This window comes from Streptomyces krungchingensis, assembly GCF_054729265.1.
In genome coordinates this window covers 7,163,039-7,182,662 of sequence record NZ_JBPUKY010000001.1, presented here as the reverse complement: position 1 = coordinate 7,182,662, position 19,624 = coordinate 7,163,039, and the positions used below count along the sequence as shown (strand labels likewise).

At 71.5% G+C, this 19,624-nt stretch carries 19 protein-coding genes; 9 read left to right on the top strand and 10 right to left on the bottom strand.

All coding sequences use genetic code 11. The features are described 5' to 3' along the window. Positions 1-26: 26 nt before the first annotated feature. Positions 27-542 (bottom strand): Lrp/AsnC family transcriptional regulator, encoded by a 516-nt coding sequence (locus ACSYGO_RS31610; RefSeq protein WP_432176163.1) that lies wholly within the window; start codon positions 540-542, stop codon positions 27-29. Positions 543-662: 120 nt separating this feature from the next. Here ACSYGO_RS31610 and ACSYGO_RS31605 point away from each other — a divergent pair, with 120 nt between their 5' ends. Beyond that, positions 663-1,568 carry an NAD-dependent epimerase/dehydratase family protein gene (locus ACSYGO_RS31605; RefSeq protein WP_460388516.1) on the top strand — a complete coding sequence of 302 codons (906 nt, stop codon included), beginning with the start codon at positions 663-665 and terminating at the stop codon, positions 1,566-1,568. A 1-nt stretch (position 1,569) separates the two neighbouring features. Then, positions 1,570-2,481 (top strand): aldo/keto reductase, encoded by a 912-nt coding sequence (locus ACSYGO_RS31600; RefSeq protein ID WP_460388514.1) that lies wholly within the window; start codon positions 1,570-1,572, stop codon positions 2,479-2,481. Positions 2,482-2,517: 36 nt separating this feature from the next. On the opposite strand, the gene ACSYGO_RS31595 is transcribed toward ACSYGO_RS31600, so the two are convergent. From ACSYGO_RS31595 to ACSYGO_RS31585, 3 genes are all read right to left on the bottom strand, one after another. Next, positions 2,518-3,414: an NAD(P)-dependent oxidoreductase gene (locus ACSYGO_RS31595; protein WP_460389787.1), complete on the bottom strand. Its 897-nt coding sequence runs from the start codon at positions 3,412-3,414 to the stop codon at positions 2,518-2,520. 149 nt (positions 3,415-3,563) lie between these two features. After that, positions 3,564-4,337, bottom strand: a complete 774-nt coding sequence (locus tag ACSYGO_RS31590; protein ID WP_426682145.1) for a DUF2127 domain-containing protein — start codon at positions 4,335-4,337, stop codon at positions 3,564-3,566. A gap of 122 nt (positions 4,338-4,459) precedes the next feature. Beyond that, on the bottom strand, positions 4,460-6,226 hold the full coding sequence (locus ACSYGO_RS31585) for an MFS transporter (protein WP_460388512.1): 1,767 nt from the start codon (positions 6,224-6,226) through the stop codon (positions 4,460-4,462). Positions 6,227-6,532: 306 nt separating this feature from the next. Here ACSYGO_RS31585 and ACSYGO_RS31580 point away from each other — a divergent pair, with 306 nt between their 5' ends. Both ACSYGO_RS31580 and ACSYGO_RS31575 read left to right on the top strand, forming a co-directional pair. Next, entirely contained in the window at positions 6,533-7,990 is a 1,458-nt protein-coding gene (locus ACSYGO_RS31580; protein ID WP_460388510.1) for an NF041680 family putative transposase, read from the top strand. Between the two features lie 238 nt (positions 7,991-8,228). Next, on the top strand, positions 8,229-8,846 hold the full coding sequence (locus tag ACSYGO_RS31575; RefSeq protein WP_460388508.1) for a TetR/AcrR family transcriptional regulator: 618 nt from the start codon (positions 8,229-8,231) through the stop codon (positions 8,844-8,846). Between the two features lie 132 nt (positions 8,847-8,978). Here ACSYGO_RS31575 and ACSYGO_RS31570 read toward each other — a convergent pair whose 3' ends face one another. Then, entirely contained in the window at positions 8,979-10,391 is a 1,413-nt protein-coding gene (locus ACSYGO_RS31570; protein WP_426682142.1) for a cation:dicarboxylate symporter family transporter, read from the bottom strand. 164 nt (positions 10,392-10,555) lie between these two features. On the opposite strand from ACSYGO_RS31570, the gene ACSYGO_RS31565 reads away from it, so the two are divergent. Continuing rightward, entirely contained in the window at positions 10,556-12,241 is a 1,686-nt protein-coding gene (locus tag ACSYGO_RS31565; protein ID WP_460388506.1) for an ATP-binding protein, read from the top strand. After that, on the top strand, positions 12,238-12,915 hold the full coding sequence (locus ACSYGO_RS31560) for a response regulator (protein WP_359501689.1): 678 nt from the start codon (positions 12,238-12,240) through the stop codon (positions 12,913-12,915). The genes ACSYGO_RS31565 and ACSYGO_RS31560 overlap by 4 nt, the downstream gene beginning before the upstream one ends. 13 nt (positions 12,916-12,928) lie before the next feature. On the opposite strand, the gene ACSYGO_RS31555 is transcribed toward ACSYGO_RS31560, so the two are convergent. The 5 genes from ACSYGO_RS31555 to ACSYGO_RS31535 form a co-directional block, all read right to left on the bottom strand. Continuing rightward, positions 12,929-13,969: an NAD(P)-dependent alcohol dehydrogenase gene (locus ACSYGO_RS31555; protein ID WP_460388505.1), complete on the bottom strand. Its 1,041-nt coding sequence runs from the start codon at positions 13,967-13,969 to the stop codon at positions 12,929-12,931. A gap of 38 nt (positions 13,970-14,007) precedes the next feature. Continuing rightward, positions 14,008-14,799, bottom strand: a complete 792-nt coding sequence (locus ACSYGO_RS31550; RefSeq protein WP_426682139.1) for an SDR family NAD(P)-dependent oxidoreductase — start codon at positions 14,797-14,799, stop codon at positions 14,008-14,010. A 5-nt stretch (positions 14,800-14,804) separates the two neighbouring features. Beyond that, entirely contained in the window at positions 14,805-15,500 is a 696-nt protein-coding gene (locus ACSYGO_RS31545; protein WP_432189578.1) for a TetR/AcrR family transcriptional regulator, read from the bottom strand. Between the two features lie 75 nt (positions 15,501-15,575). Next, positions 15,576-15,998, bottom strand: a complete 423-nt coding sequence (locus ACSYGO_RS31540; protein ID WP_460388502.1) for a hypothetical protein — start codon at positions 15,996-15,998, stop codon at positions 15,576-15,578. 39 nt (positions 15,999-16,037) lie between these two features. After that, entirely contained in the window at positions 16,038-16,598 is a 561-nt protein-coding gene (locus ACSYGO_RS31535) for a hypothetical protein (protein ID WP_426682136.1), read from the bottom strand. 71 nt (positions 16,599-16,669) lie between these two features. Between ACSYGO_RS31535 and ACSYGO_RS31530 the strand changes: the two genes are divergently transcribed. From ACSYGO_RS31530 to ACSYGO_RS31520, 3 genes are all read left to right on the top strand, one after another. Continuing rightward, a complete protein-coding gene (locus ACSYGO_RS31530; RefSeq protein ID WP_460388501.1) occupies positions 16,670-17,542 on the top strand; it encodes a 5'-methylthioadenosine/S-adenosylhomocysteine nucleosidase family protein in 873 nt (290 codons plus the stop codon). 64 nt (positions 17,543-17,606) lie between these two features. Beyond that, positions 17,607-18,824, top strand: a complete 1,218-nt coding sequence (locus tag ACSYGO_RS31525; protein ID WP_460388499.1) for an NB-ARC domain-containing protein — start codon at positions 17,607-17,609, stop codon at positions 18,822-18,824. An 11-nt stretch (positions 18,825-18,835) separates the two neighbouring features. Continuing rightward, a complete protein-coding gene (locus tag ACSYGO_RS31520) occupies positions 18,836-19,573 on the top strand; it encodes a tetratricopeptide repeat protein (protein ID WP_460388497.1) in 738 nt (245 codons plus the stop codon). The last annotated feature ends 51 nt before the right edge of the window (positions 19,574-19,624 follow it).

Genomic DNA, 19,624 nt, shown 5'->3' with positions numbered 1-19,624 from the left:
CCGGAGCCGGCCCGGCCGCCGCGGGTTCAGGCCGGCGGCAGCAGCGGCTTCCGCTCCACCGGGGAGGACAGCACGATCGACGTCGTCGTACGCCCCAGCGCGGAGGTCTGCTCCAGGATCTCCTCCAGGTGGATGGTGTCCTCGACGGCCACCTTGAGGATCCAGCAGTCCTCGCCGACGACGTGGTGGACCTCGACGACCTCGGGTCGCTCCAGCAGCTCCAGCGTCCTTGGGTGCTTGAGGGTGTAGCCGCCGTGCGGATTGACCCGGATGAAGGCCTGGATGCCGTAGCCGAGGCGGGGCGGCGAGACATGGGCGCCGTAGCCGGTGATGGCGCCGGCCGACTCCAGGCGGCGGACGCGTTCGGCGACGGCCGCCGGGCTCAGCCGGACGCGGCGGCCGAGCTCGCTGAGCTTGATCCGGCCGTCGCTCTGGAGCTGCTCCAGGATCTGCCGGTCGAGCGCGTCGAAGGCCACCGACGTTTCGTTGGCGGCTGCGCGCAGATGCCGTGGTTCCTTCTGTGCCTCGGCCGGATCTCCCATGTCTCCCCCTTCAGACCTCCTGCGTACGACGGGAGAATTATCACCACAAGGACCGGCGCGCCGAAGGCTTCGAAGCACGCCGGGGTACACGGAATGCGAAGCGGATGGGGGGCGTTCGTCATGCGCGAGATATGCGTCATCGGCGGAAACCGGTATTTCGGAAAGCGTCTGATAGCCCGGCTGCTGGCCGCGGGAGACCGGGTCACCGTGATCAACCGGGGGTCGTCGGCACCGCCCGCCGGGGCAATTCATCTCGTCGCGGACCGCAATGACGAGAAGTCCCTGGAGAACGCGCTGGGTTCGCGGACGTTCGACGTCGTGATCGACCAGGTCTGCTACACGCCGCGGCAGGCCCGGATCGCGCGGCGCGTCTTCGCGGACCGCACCCGGCGCTATGTGATGACGTCGACCGTGGAGGTGTACGAGTACGAGGACTCGGCGGACCTCGTGGGCGAGGACGCCGTGGATCCCCGTACGGTCGCCGTCGACCTCACGCTGCCCTGGGACGACCCCGAGTTCCTGGAGACGCACTACGGCGAGGGCAAGCGGCAGGCCGAGGCGGTCCTCGCGTCCGGTCCCGCCTTCCCGTACGTGGCCGTCCGCGTCGCCCATGTGCTGGGCGGCGACGACGACTTCACCGGGCGCCTCGACCACTACGCCGACCGCATCCGCACGGGCGATCCGATCGCGGTGCCCGCCGTGAACCGCCCGGCGACCTACGTCCATGTCGAGGAGATCGCGGACTTCCTCGTCTGGGTGGCGGGCCAGGACTTCACCGGCCCGGTGAACGCCGCCTCCCACGGGGTGCTCACCACCGAGGAGCTGTGCGCGGCGGTGGCGGTCCACGTCCCCGGGGGCCGGACCGTCTTCCGGAGCGTCGAGGTCGGGGAGGTCTCCCCGTTCTCGTTCGCCCGCTCCTACGGCATGGACAACTCCCGGGCCACGAAGCTCGGTTTCACCTTCGGCGGGACGGACGACTGGCTGCCGCGCGCGGTCGCCGAGACACTCGGAAAGGAGAACGGCTGACATGCGCCACCGCACTCTGGGAGAGGTGAGCGTCGGCGCGATCGGCCTCGGCGCGATGCCGCTGTCCATCGAGGGCCGCCCGGACGAGGCGCGGGCCCTGGCCACGGTGCACGCCGCTCTGGACGCGGGCGTGACCCTGCTCGACACGGCCGACTCCTACCATCTGCCCGGTGCCGAACCCGGCCACAACGAGCGGCTGGTGGCCCGCGCGCTGGCGACGTACGGCGGCGACTCGGGCGACGTGCTGGTGACCACGAAGGGCGGACGCGGCAGACCCGCCGACGGCAGCTGGACGGTGACGGGCTCGCCGCGTCATCTGAAGTCGGCCGCGCGGGCCTCGCTGAAGCGCCTCGGGGTGGACGCGATCGGCCTCTACCAGCTGCACAAGCCCGACCCGTCCGTGCCGTTCGAGGAGTCCGTCGGCGCCCTGCGCGAACTCCTCGACGAGGGCACCGTCCGGCTCGCCGGCATCTCCAACACGACCACCGCCCAGATCCGCGCCGCCCGTGCGATCCTCGGCGACCGGCTGGTCTCGGTGCAGAACCAGTACTCGCCCGCGGTCCGGGACAGTGAGGACGTGCTGCGGCTCTGCGCCGAGCTGGGCATCGCCTTCCTGCCGTGGAGCCCGCTGGGCGGGATCTCGCGCAGCTCCCTGGACGGCCCGCCCACGGCGCCGTCCGCGGCGGGGAGCGGGCCGGAGTCCGGCCCCTTCGGGGCCTTCCACGCGGTGGCCCGCGAACGCGGGGTCAGCCCCCAGCAGGTCTGTCTGGCCTGGCTGCTGGCGCGGTCGCCGGCCGTGATCCCGATCCCGGGCGCGAGCCGCCCCGAGACGATCCGGGACTCGGCCGCGGCGGCCGACCTGGTCCTGACCCCGCAGGAGCTGGCCCGCCTCGACGCGACGACGGGCCGGTAGGGCCCGCCAGGGCGCCGGGGCGCGCCGCCCGGCCGGTCACCCCCGCACGACCTCGACGGTGCTCGCCCAGCTGTCGGCCGCGTGACCGCGGGCGACGGCACGGTCGGCGATCTCCTTGACCGAGCGCAGGGTGCTCACGTCGAGGCCGCGGTGCTCGGCGGCTTCCAGCACATGGCCCGCCCCCGCGGCCATCATGGCGAGGTTCGCGGCGGCGCCGGGATAGCGGCCCGCGTCGATGTCCTCGGCGGTGCCGGCCGCGATGGGCGGCAGGATGGCGGCGATGGTGTCCAGGTAGGGGGCGAGCGAGGCGGCCGGGACGCCGTCGGCCCCGGCCAACGCGAAGGCGTGCACGAGTCCCGCCATGCTGGAGTAGAAGAAGTCGAGCAGCGCCAAGTCGTACACGGCGGCGAGGCCCGGCTCCTCGCCCAGGTACGCGGGCCGCCCGCCGAGCGCCGTCAGCGCGCTCTCGTGCTTGTCGTACGCCGCCCGCGGCCCGCTGTAGAAGACCAGCGCGTCGGGTCCGCCGATCGCCGGGACCGGGACCATGATCGAGCCGTCGAGGTGGTCGATGCCGCGCTCGTCCGCCCAGGCGGCGGTGGCGCGGGCGCGCTCGGGGGTGTCCGACGTCAGGTTCACCAGGACGCGTCCCGGCAGCTCGTCCGCGGTGGCGTCGAGGACGGCCCGCACCGCGCCGTGATCGACGACGCAGACGACGGCCAGCTCGGCGGCGCGGACGGCTTCCGCGGCACTGTCCGCGCGGCGGGCGCCCTGCGCGACGAGGTCGTCGCCCTTGCCGGGCGAGCGGTTCCAGACGGTGGTGCGGTGCCCCGCGCGGAGGAAGGCCGCGGCGAGGGCCTGTCCCATGGCACCCAGACCCAGCACGGCGACAGAGGCGGCAGAGGTGTTCTCAAGGTCGTTCGTCATGCCGGCCATGCTGGTCGGGGGGACAACTTCCCACAAGTACCGACTATTTGGTCAGCTACTGACCCAAAGGTAAGCATGCGGCGGCCTCGGAGTCCCGCGGGCGGCCCCGTGCCCGCGCGAGGGCTCGGGGCGCGCCGCGACGGGACGGCACGGCGCCGCTACGCGTGGGCGGGTTCGAGGCCCGCCGACTCCTCCACCTCCAGCAGCGAGGCGCTGTGCCGCTCCGCCTCGAACGCCCGGTGTCCGCCACGCAGTCCGAACAGCCGCTTGGCCAGGGCGATGTAGAGCACCGCGAGGATGTTGAGGATCAGCGTGGTGATCTTCAACCAGCTGACGTGCTCGGTGAGTTCGTAGATCTCCAGCGGGAGGAAGGCGGCGGTGGCGACGACCGTGAGGTATTCCGCCCAGCGTTTGGCGTACCAGAGGCCGACCGCCTCGACGAGCTCGATCGCCGCGTACACCAGGAGCAGCACGGCCACCAGCACGAGGGTGGAGTGCCGGTAGCCGAAGGTCTTCTGGACGGTGCCGACCACGGGTGAGTGGTCGAGGTCGTAGTGGAAGTGCCGGAAGACCGGACGGAAGACGTCGAGGTACTCGTCGAAGAGCCGGCGCACCGAGTCCTGGCTGTTGCTGAACTTCCACACGGCCGCCGCGACCAGCACGATGAACACCCCGCGCACGGCCCGCTCGACGGCGAGGAAGCGCAGGATGAACAGATCGCGCAGGACCTTGCCACGCGGTACGAGCGGGGCCTCGTCGGCGGGCCCGGAGCCGTGCGGGTCGCCGAGCGCGAAGTCGCCGCAGCGCAGACAGCGCCAGGCCTCGCCGAGACCCGTCTCGGCGCGCAGCCGCTCGCGCAGGGCGCGCTCGTCGGGGGCGTACGTGACGTGACCGCGCCGGGCGCAGGTGCGCCGGTCCCAGTCGATCTTCATGCTCCGTGTCCTTTGCCGAACGTGCCGTGCCGTGCCGGTCCGACCGGCACGGCACGGTGATGCATGTCCTACGAGACGGCGGCCCTCAGGGTCACGGTTCCGAACGGATGTTCAAGAAAGGGTCAGCGACGGGCTCCGCTCGCGGGCTCGGGCGCGTCCGTCTCCTCGGCCGCACTGTCGGGCGCGCCCTGCGTGGCGCCGTCCTCGGTCTCGTCCTCGGTCTCGGTCTCGGTCTCGGCTCCGGCTCCGGCTCCGGGACCCTCGGCCGCCGTACGCGCCTTCCGGGGCAGGAGGAAGGCGACGAGCACCGTGCCCACGCCCAGGATCACCGCTCCGACGAGGCTGGTGTGTGCCACCGCGTCCGCGAAGGACGAGCCCACCGCGTCCGCCATCTGCCGTGCTCCCTCGGCGAGTTCGCCGGCCTGGGCCTTCAACTGCGCGGCCTGCTCGGGGCTGCCCGCGTGGGCGGCCTGTTCACCGGCCTGGCGGGCCTTGTCCCCGATGCCCTGGGCGACGGCGTATCCGGCACCGACCGAATCCTGCGCGGTGGACAGGGCGTTCGCCGGGAGCTTGCTGCCCGCCGTCGCGTCCGACAGGTGCGAGGAGTACGCACTCGACAGGACCGAGCCGAGGATGGCGATGCCGAGCGAGCCGCCGAGTTCCAGCGAGGTGTCGTTGACCGCGCCGCCGACGCCCAGGTCGGACTCGGGGAACGCGCCCATGATGGCGTCCGTGCAGGGCGACAGGGCGAGCCCGATCGCGAGTCCCAGGACCACGAGGGGCAGGACGAGGTCGCCGTACGACGATGCCGCGTCGACCCGGGTGAGCAGGGCGAGCGCCGCGGTGCCGCCGACCATGCCCGCGGTCACCGTGATCTTCATGCCGACGCGCGGGGTGAGGTAGCCGGTGAGCGCCGAGCCGACGAAGACGGCCCCGGCGAGCGGCAGCATGCGCACCCCGGTGTCCAGCGCGTCGTGGCCGAGGACGAACTGGAGGTGCTGGGTGAGGTAGTAGAAGGCGCCGAAGACGGCCAGGAAGAAAAGCGCGACGGCGAGGTTCGAGCCCGCGAAGCCGCGGTCGGCGAAACGGCGCACGTCGACCACGGGCCGCGGATGGCGCAGTTCCCACACCACGAACAGCGTGAGGCCGACGCCCGCGACGACCGCGGCGGTGAGGGCGTTGACGCCCCAGCCGAAGTGCGGACCCTCGATGATCATGTAGACCAGCGAGCCGATCCAGACCACCGACAGCAGGCCGCCCACGTAGTCGATGCGGTGCTGGTGCGCGGCCTTGGACGGCGGCACGAGGACGAGGGCGCCGACGATCGCGACCGCGGCGATCGGGACGTTGATGAGGAAGGTGGACGACCAGCCGTGGTGCTCCAGAAGCGCTCCGGCGACCAGCGGGCCCGCCGCGATGGCGAGTCCGGCGGTGGCGGTCCACAGGGTGATCGCCTTGGCCCGCTCCGCGCGCGGGAAGGTCGCGGCGAGCAGGGAGAGGGTCGCGGGCATGATCAGCGCGGCTCCGACACCCATCACGGCGCGGGTCGCGATCACCCCGGTGGAGCCGTCGACGAGCGACCCGGCGACGGCGCCGCCCCCGAAGACGACGAGCCCGAGGATCAGGGCGCCGCGGCGGCTGTACTTGTCGCCGATCGCGCCGAGCAGCAGCATCAGCGCGGCGTACGGGACGGTGTAGCCGTCGATCACCCATTGCAGATCGGCGCTGGACAGGCCCAGGTCCTGGGTCATGTCGGGCGCCGCGACCGTGAGGGCGGTGTTCGCCATCACGATGATCAGCAGGCTCAGACAGAGCACCAGGAGCGCCCACCAGCGCCGGGCGTAGGGACGCTCCATCCTCTCGACGGGTTCGTTCATGACGAGACGCATGGGTACGGGTCGCCCTTTCCTCGGTCGACGCGCACGGCGGTCGGCCGGCGCGGACACGTGTACAGCGAGATCCACTTGCACAGCACTGTGTATTTGCTCAACGATGTGCAATGTACGGCGTTGCACAGTGCTGTGCAAATCGAGGAGGTGGAGGCCTTGTGCCCTAGCTTGATCTTTAACGCTCGATGTCGAATGGTGCGTCGAACTTGATCACTCGGTTCGGTAACCGCCGTACGCAGAAGCGGCCTTCGGCTGAACATGTGTTCCGACCAAGGAACACACACGTCCAGCACGAAGGCCGTGAAGATGAGTCTGCTGCATCACAACGCCCGATCGGAGGCATTGGCACAACTGTCATGCTTCCGGGGCGAGTTCTACGCCTGTCTGACCGCTCGTTCGGACACGTTGTTCGAGCTGGCTGATGCCGTTCTGTGCGGCGACGGGCCGGTGAGATCGCTGGCCGAGCTGTCACTGGTGGGTGAACACCGCCGCGGCCATGGAGGGCTCTACGCGGCAGTGGCTCGTGGACGCATCGATGCCGGCGGGCTGCGACGGGCACTGGCCGCAGTGCCACTGCCGCGGGCTGCCGACGGCCGGCTGGTCCTGGCTGTCGATGTCACCTGCTGGCTGCGGCCCGACGCCCACACCTCACCGGAACGCATCCTGTGCCACACCTACGGCCGGGGCAAGGACCAGCACATCCCGGTCCCCGGCTGGCCCTACTCGATCATCTGCGCGCTCGAGCCGGGCCGCAGCTCATGGACCGCACCGCTGGACGCACTGCGTCTGAGGCCCGAAGACGACACCGCCACGGTCACCGCCCGGCAGTTGCGCGATCTGCTTCAGCGACTGATCACCGCAGGGCAGTGGCAGACGGGCGACCCGGACATCCTCATCGTCGCGGACGCCGGATACGACGCACCCCGCCTCGGCTTCCTCCTGAGTGACCTGCCGGTCCAGGTGCTGGCCAGGATGCGATCCGACCGCGTCCTGCGCAGGGCTGTCCCACCGCGGCTCCCACACACCCAGGGCCGACCGCCGCGGCACGGCGGCGAGTTCGTCTTCGGGCAGCCTGACACCTGGGGCACCGCGGACACCGAAACGGTTACCGACACACGTCTCTACGGCACCGCCAGGGCCCGTTCCTGGAACCGACTCCACCCCAAACTGACCCACCGCTCTTCCTGGGCAGCCGCCGACGGCACCCTCCCCATCGTCGAAGGGACGGTGATCCGCCTGGACATCGGCCACCTGCCCAGCGGAGCAACCCCGAAGCCGGTCTGGCTGTGGTGGTCAGGCACCGACGCCACCCCGGCGGACGCCGACCGTCTCTGGCAGGCATACCTGCGACGCTTCGACATCGAGCACACCTTCCGCCTGTTCAAGCAGACCCTCGGCTGGACCTCCCCGAAGATCCGCAGCCCCGAGGCGGCCGACCGATGGACATGGCTGATCCTCGCCGGCTACACCCAACTGCGGCTCGCCCGAACGCTGGCAGCCGACCTACGTCGGCCCTGGGAGCAGCCGACCCCGCCGGACAGACTCACCCCCGCCCGAGTCCGCCGCGACTTTCGGCACATCCGCCCCAAGACCAGCTGCCCAGCCCAAGCACCGAAACCCTCCCATCCAGGCCCCGGACGACCTCCAGGCAGAAAGAACACCCGGCCCACACCCCGCCACGACGTGCACACACCCCGCAAAACACCGGCGACGAAGCCGCGGACGAAGAAGCCAACCACCCCACGACCCCGCCGCACAGGTTAAAGATCAAGCTAGGGCCTGTCGTCAAATTCCCGTCGTCCGCCCGGAGGGCGGGCCCTGCGGCGTCAGGTGCGTGCTCTCGGCGTGCCGGGCACAGGCCCTCGTACTGGATGTACTTGGGTCTGTGCCCGGTGCGGCGAGAGTGCGTGCATGACGTCGAGGGGCAGACGGGAATTTGACGACAGGGCCTAGGACGGGAGGTCGGCGCACGACGGACGGGGGCCGGCGAAGGGCAGGCAGAATGGCATTCATGACCACGGGTAACCTCAGCCGCGCGGACGTGAACCGCCGCCGCATCCTCGACGTCGCCCTCGCCGAGCTGCTGCGCGACCCCGACGCGTCCATGGACCAGATCGCACGGGCCGCGGGCGTCGTACGGCGCACGGTGTACGGGCACTTCCAGAACCGTGAGGCCCTGATCAGCGACCTCGTCGACGAGGCGGTGGACTCGGTGGCGGCGGCACACGCGGCCGGCCGCGAAGGCGTCACCGACCCGGCCGAGTCGCTCGTCCGCTCCACGCTCGCCGTCTGGGAGATCGCCGACCGCTACCGGCTGCTCGTCGCCCTCGCCCAGCGCAGCGTCACCATGCAGGGCATCCGGGACCGCCTCACCCCCGTCCGCGAATCCTGCGCGGACATCCTGCAACGGGGCCTCGACCAGGGCGTCTTCGAGTCGCCGCTGCCGCCGTACGCACTGGCCTACGTGCACGAGCAGACACTGTTCGCCCTGATGGAGGCCGTGAACGACGGACTGCTGCCCACGCGGGAGGCGGGCCGCTCCGCCGCGGTCACCATCCTGACCACGGCCGGCGTGCCCGCCTCGCGCGCCACCGAACTGGTGGCCGAACTGAGCGCCTGACGCACCGAGCGGCCGGGTCCACGGGGGAAGAACCCGGCCGCTCGGCGACCTCGGGGGCGTGCCCGATCGGGCGGACGCCCCCGTCGGCAGGGCGCGCCCCGTTCAGGAAGGCACGCCCTGTTCGCGGAAGTCCTACGCCTTCGCCAGCTCCTTCTCGCCGCCCTGCTCGGGCAGCTCGTTCCGGCCGGCGCTGTCGTCGTCCAGCAACGTCCGCTCGTCGAAGGGCAGTTCACCGGCGAGGACACGGTTGACGCGGTCCTTGTCGACCTCACCCGTCCACGTACCGATGAGCAGCGTCGCCACCGCGTTGCCCGCGAAGTTGGTGACGGCGCGGGCCTCGCTCATGAAGCGGTCGATGCCGATGATCAGGCCGACACCGTCCACCAGGGCGGGCTTGTGCGACTGGAGACCGCTGGCCAGGACGGCGATGCCGGAGCCCGAGACACCGGCCGCGCCCTTGGAGGCGACCATCATGAAGAGCAGCAGCCCGATCTGCTGGCCGATGCTCATCGACTGGTCCATCGCGTCGGCGATGAACAGCGAGGCCATCGTCAGGTAGATCATCGTGCCGTCGAGGTTGAAGGAGTAGCCGGTCGGCACGGTGATGCCGACGACGGGGCGGCTGACGCCCAGGTGCTCCATCTTCGCGATCAGCCGCGGCAGCGCGGACTCGGACGACGAGGTGGACACGATCAGCAGGAACTCACGGCCCAGGTACTTCAGCAGCTGGAAGAGGCTGACCCGGGCCACCAGCTTCGTCAGCGTGCCGAGCACGATCACGACGAAGAGGAAGCAGGTGATGTAGAAGCCGAACATGATGGTGGCCAGCGCCTTGAGCGCGTCCATGCCGGTCTCGCCGATGACCGCGGCCATCGCGCCGAAGGCGCCGACGGGCGCCGCCCACATGATCATGCCCAGGACGCGGAAGACCAGCTTCTGGATGTGCTCGACGCCCCGCAGCACCGGCTCGCCCTGGCGCCCCATGGCCTGCAGGGCGAAGCCGACGAGCAGCGCGACGAGCAGCGTCTGGAGCACCTGGCCCTCGGTGAAGGCCGACACGAACGTGGTCGGAATGATCCCGAGCAGGAAGTCGACCGGCCCCTCGGCGGCGGCCTCGGCCTGGGTGTGCCCGACGCCCTTCACGGCCTCGGTCAGGTGCATCCCGCTGCCCGGGTGGACGATGTTGCCCACGACCAGGCCGATGGCCAGCGCCACGAAGGACATGGCGATGAAGTAGCCGAGCGCGAGCCCGCCGACCTTGCCGACCCTGGCGGCCTTCCGCACCGAGCCGACGCCGAGCACGATCGTGCAGAAGATGATCGGCGAGATCATCATCTTGATCAGGTTGACGAAGCCCGTGCCGAGCGGCTTGAGCTCCACGGCGAAGTCCGGCGCGGCGAACCCGACGGCGATGCCGAGGCCCACCGCGGCGATCACGGCGATGTAGAGGTAGTGCGTACGGTCCCGCTTCACAGCGGGTGCGGCAGGTGCCGTTGGGGATGTACTGGCCACGGCTGCCCTCCTTGACGACGTCGTCGGCATCATCCGGCGTGCGGCTCACGTCCGGCGGAACCCGGCGTGCGGCTCACGTCCGGGGAATCCGGGAGGCGTGGACTCCCGGGCGATGCGGTGACTATCTCCCGGGCTGTGAGGGCGGTCACCCTTGCGTACATTTAGTTCACGCTTATAGGCCGAGGCAGACTGACGGCATGCGTTTCGTCCGCGCCCCGCGCCCTCGCAGCCTGGCGGGGCAGCTCTTCGCGATGCAGGCCGTGCTGATAGCGGTGCTCGTCGCCGGGTACGCGCTGTTCACCTACGTCAGCGACCGCAGCCAGGCCGAGGAGTCCGCGGGCCGGCAGGCCATGGGCGTGGCGCGCTCCGTGGCGGACGCGCCCTCGGTGCACGCGGCGATCCGCACCGAGGACCCCTCGAAGGACCTCCAGCCGTACGCGCTGCGGGTGCAGCGGCACACCGGCGTCGACTTCGTCACGATCATGGACCCGCGGGGCATCCGCTGGACCCACCCGGACGAGAACCGGATAGGCCAGCACTTCCTCGGCCACACCGGTCCCGCACTGGCGGGCCGGTCCTTCACCGAGACCTACACCGGCACGCTCGGCCCGTCCGTCCGCGCCGTCACCCCGATCCGGGACGACGGCCGCATCGTGGGGCTCGTCAGTGCCGGCATCAAGGTCGAGGCCATCACCAAGCGGGTCCAGGACCAGGTCACCGCCCTCGTCGGGGTCGCGGCGGGCGCCCTGGTCCTCGGCGGCATCGGCACGTACGTGATCAACGCCCGGCTGCGCCGCTCCACGCACGGCATGAACGCCGCCGAGCTCAGCCGCATGCACGACTACCACCAGGCCGCGCTGCACGCCGTGCGCGAGGGACTGCTGATGCTGGACGGGCAGTTCCGGGTGGCGTTGATGAACGACGGCGGGCGGGAGCTGCTCGGCGTGAGTGACGAGGCGGTGGGCCGTTCGGTGGCGGACCTCGGACTGCCCGCTCCGCTGACCGGCGCGCTGCTGTCCGCGCAGCCGCGCGTCGACGAGGTGCATCTGACCGCGTCCCGCGTACTGGTCGTCAACACGTCGCCGGTCTCCGGTGGTGAACGCCGTGGCACGGTGGTCACCCTGCGCGACGTGACCGAGCTCCAGGCCCTGACGGGCGAGCTCGACTCGGAGCGCGGTTTCACCCAGGCTCTGCGGTCCCAGGCGCACGAGGCCGCGAACCGCCTGCACACCGTGGTGTCCCTGATCGAGCTGGGCCGTGCCGATGAGGCCGTCGACTTCGCCACGGCGGAGCTGGAGCTGGCGCAGGCGCTGACGGACCAGGTGGTGGCGGCGGTCAGTGAGCCGGTCCTCGCGGCGCTGCTGCTCGGCAAGGCGGCGCAGGCGAACGAACGGGGTGTGGAGCTGGTGGTGTCCGACGACAGCGCCATCGACGACGGTCTGCTCCCGGATTCCCTGCCCTCCCGGGACCTGGTCACCGTCCTGGGCAATCTGATCGACAACGCGGTGGACGCGGCGCAGGGGACGACCGGTGCCCGGGTCACGGTGACGGCGTTCACCGACGAGTCCGTGCTGGTGATGCGGGTCGCCGACACCGGTGCCGGGGTGGATCCGGCGCACGCCGAACAGCTCTTCCAGCGTGGCTGGACCACGAAGCCGGCGGGACCCGGCGGACGCGGTCTGGGGCTGGCGCTCGTACGGCAGACCGTGGAGCGTCACGCGGGCAGGCTGACGGTGCGCGAGGCGGCCGGGGGCGGGGCGGAGTTCGAGGTGCGGCTGCCGTTGCCCGCGGTGCCGCCGGCCGAGCGGTCCACAATGTCCACCGTGCCCGGGCCCGCGCGGCCCGAGGCCGCCCAGCCCGCTCTGCCCGGAGGCGACGCATGACCGACCCGATCCGCGTGCTCGTCGTCGAGGACGACCCGGTCGCCGCCGACGCGCACGTCATGTACGTCGGGCGGGTGCCCGGGTTCACCGCGGTGGGCAAGGCCCACACGGGCGCGGAGGCCCGTCGCGCGCTGGACCGGACTCCGGTGGACCTGCTGCTGCTGGATCTGCATCTGCCCGACGTGCACGGGCTGCAACTGGCCCGCTCGTTGCGCGCCGCCGGTCACCACGCGGACGTGATAGCGGTGACGTCCGCCAGGGATCTGGCCGTCGTGCGCGAGGGGGTGTCGCTCGGTGTGGTGCAGTACGTGCTGAAGCCGTTCACCTTCGCGACCCTGCGCGACCGGCTGGTCCGTTACGCCGAGTTCCACGCGGCGGCCGGCGAGGCGAGCGGCCAGGACGAGGTGGACCGCGCCCTGGCCACCCTGCGCGCCCCCGGTCCGGCCGCCCTTCCCAAGGGGCTGAGCGCCCCGACCCTGGAGCGGGTCTCCGTCGTCCTCCGGGACTGCGCCGACGGACTGACGGCGGCCGGGGTCGCCGAGGCCGTCGGAATCTCCCGGATCACGGCCCGGCGCTATCTGGAGCACCTGGTCGAGGCCGGGCGGGCGGCGCGTGCTCCGCAGTACGGTCAGGTGGGGCGGCCGGAGTTGCAGTACCGCTGGGTCAAGGGCTGACCGGGCGGCCGCGTCAGCCGTTGGGGAGGATGACGGCCCGGCCGTTGACCTTGCCCGCGTGCAGGCGCTCGTAGGCGAGGGGTGCCTCGTCGAGGGAGTACGTCTCGGTGCGGACGGAGACGGCACCGGCACGCGCGAGGTCGAGGACCTCGATCAGTTCGCCGCGGGAACCCCAGTAGGGCGCGCTGACGGACACCTCGAAGGGCAGGGCCCCGAAGCCGACGGGCAGGGCGCCGCCGCCGATGCCCACGATGCTGATGTCGCCCTCGACGGCGGCGACGGCACCGGCGGTCCGTACGGTCGGCTCCGCGCCGACGAAGTCGAAGACCGCCTGGGCGCCGACGCCCGCGGTCATCTCCCGGACCTTCGCCGCCGCGTCCGCGTCGGACAGGACCGTCTCGTGGGCGCCGACCTGCCGTGCGAGGGCGAGCTTGTCCTCGCTGACGTCGAGGGCGATCACACGAGCCGCCGTCATGGCGCGCAGCAGCTGGATGGCGACGTGGCCGAGGCCGCCGGTGCCGATGACCACGGCGGTCGAGCCGGGCAGCAGCCGGGGCAGTGCGCGCTTGATCGCGTGGTACGGCGTCAGTCCCGCGTCCGTCAGCGGGACCGCGGCGACCGGGTCGAGACCGTCGAGGGGCACGAGGTGCCGCGGGTCGTCGACGAGGAGGTACTCGGCCATGGATCCGGGCGCGCCGAGTCCCGGGGGGCGGATGCCGAGTTCATCGGCGCGCAGGCAGTAGTTCTCCTTGCCCTCCGCACACTTGGCGCAGATCCCGCACCCCCACGGCCCGTACACGGCGACGGCGTCGCCCTCGCGCAGTCCGGTCACACCGGCGCCGAGGGCGGCGACGGTGCCGACGCCCTCGTGCCCGAGGGTGAGCGGCAGCGGGTACGGGAAGTTCTCGGCGGGCCAGCTCATCACCGCGATGTCCGAGTGGCACACGCCGGCGGCGGTGACCTTCAACAGGACCTGTCCGGGGCCGGGTTCGGGGTCGGGGACGGTGACGACCTCGGGGGCGGCGCCGATGGTGCGGTACTGAAGTGCCTTCATGGTGGTGCTCCTTGCGGGGGTTTCGTACGGCGGGCGGCTCAGACGGCGGTGTAGGCGCCGTCGACGAGGTGGTAGCTGCCGTGGACGAACGAGGCGCGCTCGGAGAGCAGGAAGACGATCAGTTCGGCGACCTCCTCGGCGCGGCCGAGGCGGCCGGCGGGGTGCAGGGCGACCAGCCCGTCGTACTGGGTCCGGTCCATCCCCTTCAGCAGGGGGGTGTCGATGAAGCCGGGGCCGACGGCGTTGACCCTGATGCCCTTGGGGGCGTACTCGGCGGCGACCGTCTTGGTCAGGCCGACGACGCCGTGCTTCGCGGCGACGTACGCGGACGATCCCGCGGAGGCCACCGAGCCGAGGATGGAGGCGACGTTGACGACGGCCCCGCCCGCGCCGGCCGCCTCGATGGCCGGGAGTTCGTAGCGCAGCGAGTGGAAGACGCCGTCGAGATTGGTGCGTACGACGCGGTTGTAGGCGTCGATGTCGTAATCGCCGGTGGGGACGACCGGGCCGCCGATGCCCGCGTTGTTCACGGCGAGGTGGAGTCCGCCGAAGGTGTCGACGGCGAACCGCACGGCCGCCTCGACCGACTCGGGGAGGGTCACGTCGACGGCGACGGCGGACGCGAGGATCCCGTCGGTCCGGAGTTCGGCGGCGGCCTTCTCGGCGCCCTCGGCGTCGTAGTCGGCGATGACGACGTTCGCGCCGCCGTGGCCGAGGCGGCGGGCGGTGGCCAGGCCGATGCCGGAGGCGGCGCCGGTGACGAGGGCGGTCCTGCCGGAGAACTCGGTGGAGTAGTCGGTGACGGGGGCGGCGGGTGCGGTGGTGCTCATGCTGGTCACTTTCCTGCTGTGCGAGGGGTGCCGGGCGAGGCGGCGAGTTCCGCCTCGTCCATCAGGGCGTCGTAGGCCCGTTCCACGAGGGCGGCGAGGTCCGCGGCGGCGGAGTCGTCGGCGTGGTCGCGGGTGCCGCGCGCCCACAGGCGCAGTGCGGCGGTGAGCACGCCGGCGGCCGCGCCGACGACGACGGCGGGGCGTACGTCCTGGACGTCGTCGGTGCCGAGCCGGTCGGCGATGATGCGGATCGACTCCTCCTGGGCGTCGACGCGGATGCGCTCGTACGCGGCGAACAGCGCGGGTTCGCTGTCCAGGAGGGCGAGGAGTCTGCGCATGTCGGGGCGCAGGTGCCAGGCCGGGTTCGCCCGGTCGGCGAGCCAGTCGCGCACGGCCCGCCGGTAGGCGAGCAGCGGGGGCTCGTCGGCGGGCCGGTCCCGCAGGCAGGCGTTGATGCGGGCGCCGTCACCCCGGACGAAGTCGAGGGCGGCGTCCTCCTTGCCCACGAAGTGGCGGCTGAACGTGCGGCGGGTGACGTCGGCGCGCTCCGCGACGGCGGAGACGGTCACGTCCTCCAGGCCGTGCTCGAGGATCAGGTCGAGCGCCGCGGCGGCCAGCGCGTTGCGCGTCAGCCGCGCCTTGCGCGCTCTGCGGTCCTCGACGGCGCCCTCGGCGGGCTCGGTGGGCTCCTTGGCCTTCATGCCTCCGACCGTACACCCGAAGATGTCCCAGCGAGACACGAGGCTCACCGGGACATGAGTCCCAACGGGACATGACTACGGATGTGTGCCTTCTCGGCGGTCGGGCAGGCGGGTGACCGCCACGAAGGCGGCGAGGGCGACCAGGCTCCCGGCGGCGAGGGCGGGCCAGTCGGCCCAGTCGGGGTCGGCCGGGACGGCGGTCGTCGCCCGCACGAGGACCACGGTTCCCCAGCCTGCCGCCAGGCCGACGGCGAAGCCCGGCCACCGGTGCCGCACGCCCTTGAGCACGTCGTCGGCCATCGCGTACACCGGACCGAGCGCCATCAGCACCACCTGGTCACCCCACCCGAGGGCGGCGATGCCCGCCCCCGCGGCGACGCCGAAGAGCCCCACGCGGGCCAGCGGCACGACCGGCGCGGGACCTCGCGGGACCGCCCGCGGCCACCGGAAGAAACGGCGCACACTCGCGGCAAACCCTCGCCCCTCGTCGTCCGGCATGACGTCTCCCCCCAGACGCGTGAAACGGACCAATGGCCGTCAACTCACAGAAGGTGGACCCGCCGGCGCGGCGAAAGGTTGCGCGTACAGCACCACTTGGACTCCCAGACCCGCGACCGCCAGCGCCTCGGCGACCGACAGCACCACCAGCCCGGCGGAGACCTGGCCGCTCGCCCAGTACACGACCAGCCCCGCGAGCGGCACGAGACAGAACGCGAGCAGATCGACCCCGCACTGGATGACCTTGCGCGACGCTCTGCGCGCGTCGCCGCGATGGGCGGTCTCCCACCTGAAGGCGGCCTCGGCGCCCGCGAGTTCGGCGAGTCGCGGGCCCAACTCGCCCCTGACGTACGCCCCGATCGCGGAGATCTTCTCGTCGTTGACCAGGTAGGTCCACCCGAGCACGACACAGACGGGCGGCAGCGCCAGCATCATGGCGGCCTGCCTGGCCTGCGCGGATGCCGCGACGACGGCGGCCACCACCGCGAGCGTCACGTACAACAGATTGTCCCGGAACCCGATCCGCGCCCGCTGCTCGTCCTTCACGCTCTGGTACTCGGCGAGCAGCAACTGCCCTCCGTTGACGCCCTGCTCCGACACGTGCGCCTCTCCCTTCTCCTGCGAGCACCAACACGCCCTCTGGGCAGGCGACTTGGCAGTACCTTAAGAGTGTGCCGGAGACAGAACCCACCGTCGTGGTCCTCACCGCACTCCCGTCCGAGTACGAGGCCGTGCGCCGGCGGCTCTCGGACGCGGAGGAACTGGAACATCCCGCGGGGACGCGGGTGGAGCGGGGCCGGCTCGCCGACACCCCTTGGTACGTGGCCGTGGCGGAACTGGGCGAGGGCGCCCTGAACGCGGCCGTGCTCACCGAGCGGATCGTGGCCTGGCTGCGCCCCGAGGCGCTGCTGTTCGTGGGAGTGGCGGGCGGCCTCAAGGACGACATCGAGATCGGCGACGTCGTGGTGGGCACGAAGGTGTACGGCATCCACGGCGGCAAACAGACCGACAAGGGCTTCCACGTCCGCCCCGAGGCCTGGCGTTCCTCCCACCGCCTGGAACAGGCCGCCCGGTTCGCCCTGCGCGGCAAGGTGCACCTGAAACCGATCGCCGTCGGCGATGTCGTGCTGGCGGACGCGAAGTCGGACGTCGCCGAGCATCTCAGGACCCACTACAACGACGCCGCCGCCATCGAGATGGAGGGCTCGGGCGTCGCCCATGCGGCGCACCTCAGCGATCGGCTGGACGCACTCGTGATCCGCGGGATCAGTGACTACGCCGACGTGGGGAAGGCGGCGGCCGACGCGTCGGGGTCGCAGCCGCGCGCCGCCGACGAGGCCGCGGCGGCGATGGTCGCGATCCTGCGCAAGCACCGGCCCCAGCGCGACCGCACGGCCCGTCCGGGCACCCCGGACGACTCCGACTCCCAGGAGGGTCCCTTTCCCCCTTCCGAGTACGGCGGCGACCACCTCGACTTCCGGGGCAGCACGTTCCACGGGCCGTTCGTGGCGAAGTCGGTCGGACGACGAGGGGACAAGGGATAGGGCGAAGGCGAACTCCGGCCGCGTTCACGGGCCGGTCCCGGTGGCGACCGCTGCGCTTCCGGCCGTGCCCGCGGGATTCACCGGGCGGGACGACGCCCTGGCCCGCCTGCTGCGGGTTCTGGACCCGGCCGCCGAGTCCGACCTGCCCGTGGTGATCTGTGCGGTGTCCGGGCTGGGCGGCATCGGCAAGTCGTCGCTGGCCCTGTCCGCCGCGCACAAGGCGCTCAGGCACGGCTGGTTCCCGGGTGGAACCCTGTTCGTGGACTTCCGGGGCTACGACCCCGATCCGGTGACGGCCGACCAGGCACTGCTCGCACTGCTGGACGGGCTCGGGGTGCGGGGCTCCGACCTGCCCCAGACGCCATCCGCGCAGTACGCCCTGTACCGCACCCTGCTCGCACAGCGGCGCGACCCGACCCTGCTGCTCCTGGACAACGCCTCCGACCCGGCGCAGCTCACGCCGCTCATGCCCGGAACCGATCACCATCGCGTGCTGATCACTTCCCGCAGCCGGCTGACGGATCTCCCGGCCCGGCTCATCGACCTCGACGTCCTCGATCCCGCGGCGGCGGCCGACCTCGTCGACAAGGCTCTGCGCCTCAGCGACGATCTGGACGACCGACCCGCCCGCGAGCCCGAGGCCGTCGCCGCGCTCGCCGCGGTGTGCGGCCACCACCCGCTCGCCCTCCGCATCGCCGTCGGCATGCTGCGCAAACGCCGGTACCGCAGCATCGCCTCACTCGTGGACGACCTCCAAGAAACCGGCGACCGAACCACGACGCTGGGAGTACGGCCGATCTTCGACTCGGCGTACGGACAACTTCCGCCGGACCAGGCGAGGTTGCTGCGCCTGCTCGCCCTCGCGCCCACGGCCGAGGTCGATACGCACGCCGCGGTCGCGCTGGCAGACCTCCCCACCGATCGCACGCTCGCGCTGCTGGAGGAACTGGCCGCCTCGCACCTCGTCACGCCCGCACCGACGGACGGCGGTGTGCGGTGGAGGCTGCACGACCTGGTGCGTGACTATGGGGCAGCGGCAGCAGTGAGCACCCCTGTCCAGAGGGAGGAAGGCGAGGCCGCCCGCGACCGGTTGCTGGAGTTCTACTGCCGAAGGGCACGGGACGCCGATGCCCTGCTGCGGAAGCGCCCCCGGGTGCGGCGCCCGAACATTTCACAAGCCGACATGAGGCGCTGGCCTGGCTCGATGCGGAACGGACGGCCCTGGTGGCCTCTGTTCAGTGGTCGGAACGAGGGCGGCATGCTGACCAGGCGGTCCGATTGACGCTGCACCTCATGGACTACGGACTGAACTGGCGTAGGGACTGTGTCGAGTGGATCGCCATGAGCCGCCCCGCGCGCGCCGCAGCTCAGCGGACCGGTGACCGGATCGCCGAAGCACGCATCCTCAACAGTCTGGGTTTCGCCCTGCGAGAGCTCAATCAACTGGCGGAGGCAATGGACGCCCACACAGACGCACGTGACCTATACCAGACCACCGACGATCCGCACGGTACAGCCAGCGCTTGGAACAACATCGGGCTCACGCTGGCAGACCTCGGCCGACCGACGGAGGCAGCCGAGGCCCTTACCCACGCCCGCGATCTGCACCGTGCCACTGGCTTCGTCAGCGGCGAAGCCGCAGCCTCCCACAACCTCGGCAACACCCTTCAGGATGTGGGTCGTCTTACTGAGGCGATCGACGCCTACTCTCATGCGTGCCACCTGCACCATGTCGTTGACGACCTCCCTGGCGAAGCCATGGCATGGGCCGGCCTCGGATCGGCCTTGCAGGAGGCGATGCGGCGGGAAGAGGCTATCGAGGCGTGCGCGACGGCCCTCCGAATGTATCGGGAGTTCACGGACTGGGAAGGAGCGGGCCGAACCTCGCTGAATCTCGCTCGCATCTACGAAGGTGCGAATATGCCCACAGCGGCCCGCGCCCACTACCTTCAAGCCGCCGAAGCCCTCAGCCGAGCCGGCGCGCCCGAGGAGGCCGCCCAAGCCCGAGCCGCCGCAAGGTCATTGACCTGACATACGCACACCTCCTAAGTTCACCGAGCAGACAACTCGGCTCGCCCGACA

Excerpts from the sequence above, each read along its gene's own strand:
- ACSYGO_RS31540 (WP_460388502.1), bottom strand. The coding sequence starts at position 15,998 with ATGCCGGACGACGAGGGGCGAGGGTTTGCCGCGAGTGTGCGCCGTTTC.
- ACSYGO_RS31585 (WP_460388512.1), bottom strand. The coding sequence starts at position 6,226 with ATGCGTCTCGTCATGAACGAACCCGTCGAGAGGATGGAGCGTCCCTAC.
- ACSYGO_RS31560 (WP_359501689.1), top strand. The coding sequence starts at position 12,238 with ATGACCGACCCGATCCGCGTGCTCGTCGTCGAGGACGACCCGGTCGCC.
- ACSYGO_RS31575 (WP_460388508.1), top strand. The coding sequence starts at position 8,229 with ATGGCATTCATGACCACGGGTAACCTCAGCCGCGCGGACGTGAACCGC.
- ACSYGO_RS31595 (WP_460389787.1), bottom strand. The coding sequence starts at position 3,414 with ATGGCCGGCATGACGAACGACCTTGAGAACACCTCTGCCGCCTCTGTC.
- ACSYGO_RS31565 (WP_460388506.1), top strand. The coding sequence starts at position 10,556 with ATGCGTTTCGTCCGCGCCCCGCGCCCTCGCAGCCTGGCGGGGCAGCTC.
- ACSYGO_RS31550 (WP_426682139.1), bottom strand. The coding sequence starts at position 14,799 with ATGAGCACCACCGCACCCGCCGCCCCCGTCACCGACTACTCCACCGAG.
- ACSYGO_RS31570 (WP_426682142.1), bottom strand. The coding sequence starts at position 10,391 with ATGATGCCGACGACGTCGTCAAGGAGGGCAGCCGTGGCCAGTACATCC.
- ACSYGO_RS31605 (WP_460388516.1), top strand. The coding sequence starts at position 663 with ATGCGCGAGATATGCGTCATCGGCGGAAACCGGTATTTCGGAAAGCGT.
- ACSYGO_RS31555 (WP_460388505.1), bottom strand. The coding sequence starts at position 13,969 with ATGAAGGCACTTCAGTACCGCACCATCGGCGCCGCCCCCGAGGTCGTC.
- ACSYGO_RS31600 (WP_460388514.1), top strand. The coding sequence starts at position 1,570 with ATGCGCCACCGCACTCTGGGAGAGGTGAGCGTCGGCGCGATCGGCCTC.
- ACSYGO_RS31520 (WP_460388497.1), top strand. The coding sequence starts at position 18,836 with ATGGACTACGGACTGAACTGGCGTAGGGACTGTGTCGAGTGGATCGCC.
- ACSYGO_RS31590 (WP_426682145.1), bottom strand. The coding sequence starts at position 4,337 with ATGAAGATCGACTGGGACCGGCGCACCTGCGCCCGGCGCGGTCACGTC.
- ACSYGO_RS31545 (WP_432189578.1), bottom strand. The coding sequence starts at position 15,500 with ATGAAGGCCAAGGAGCCCACCGAGCCCGCCGAGGGCGCCGTCGAGGAC.
- ACSYGO_RS31580 (WP_460388510.1), top strand. The coding sequence starts at position 6,533 with ATGAGTCTGCTGCATCACAACGCCCGATCGGAGGCATTGGCACAACTG.
- ACSYGO_RS31610 (WP_432176163.1), bottom strand. The coding sequence starts at position 542 with ATGGGAGATCCGGCCGAGGCACAGAAGGAACCACGGCATCTGCGCGCA.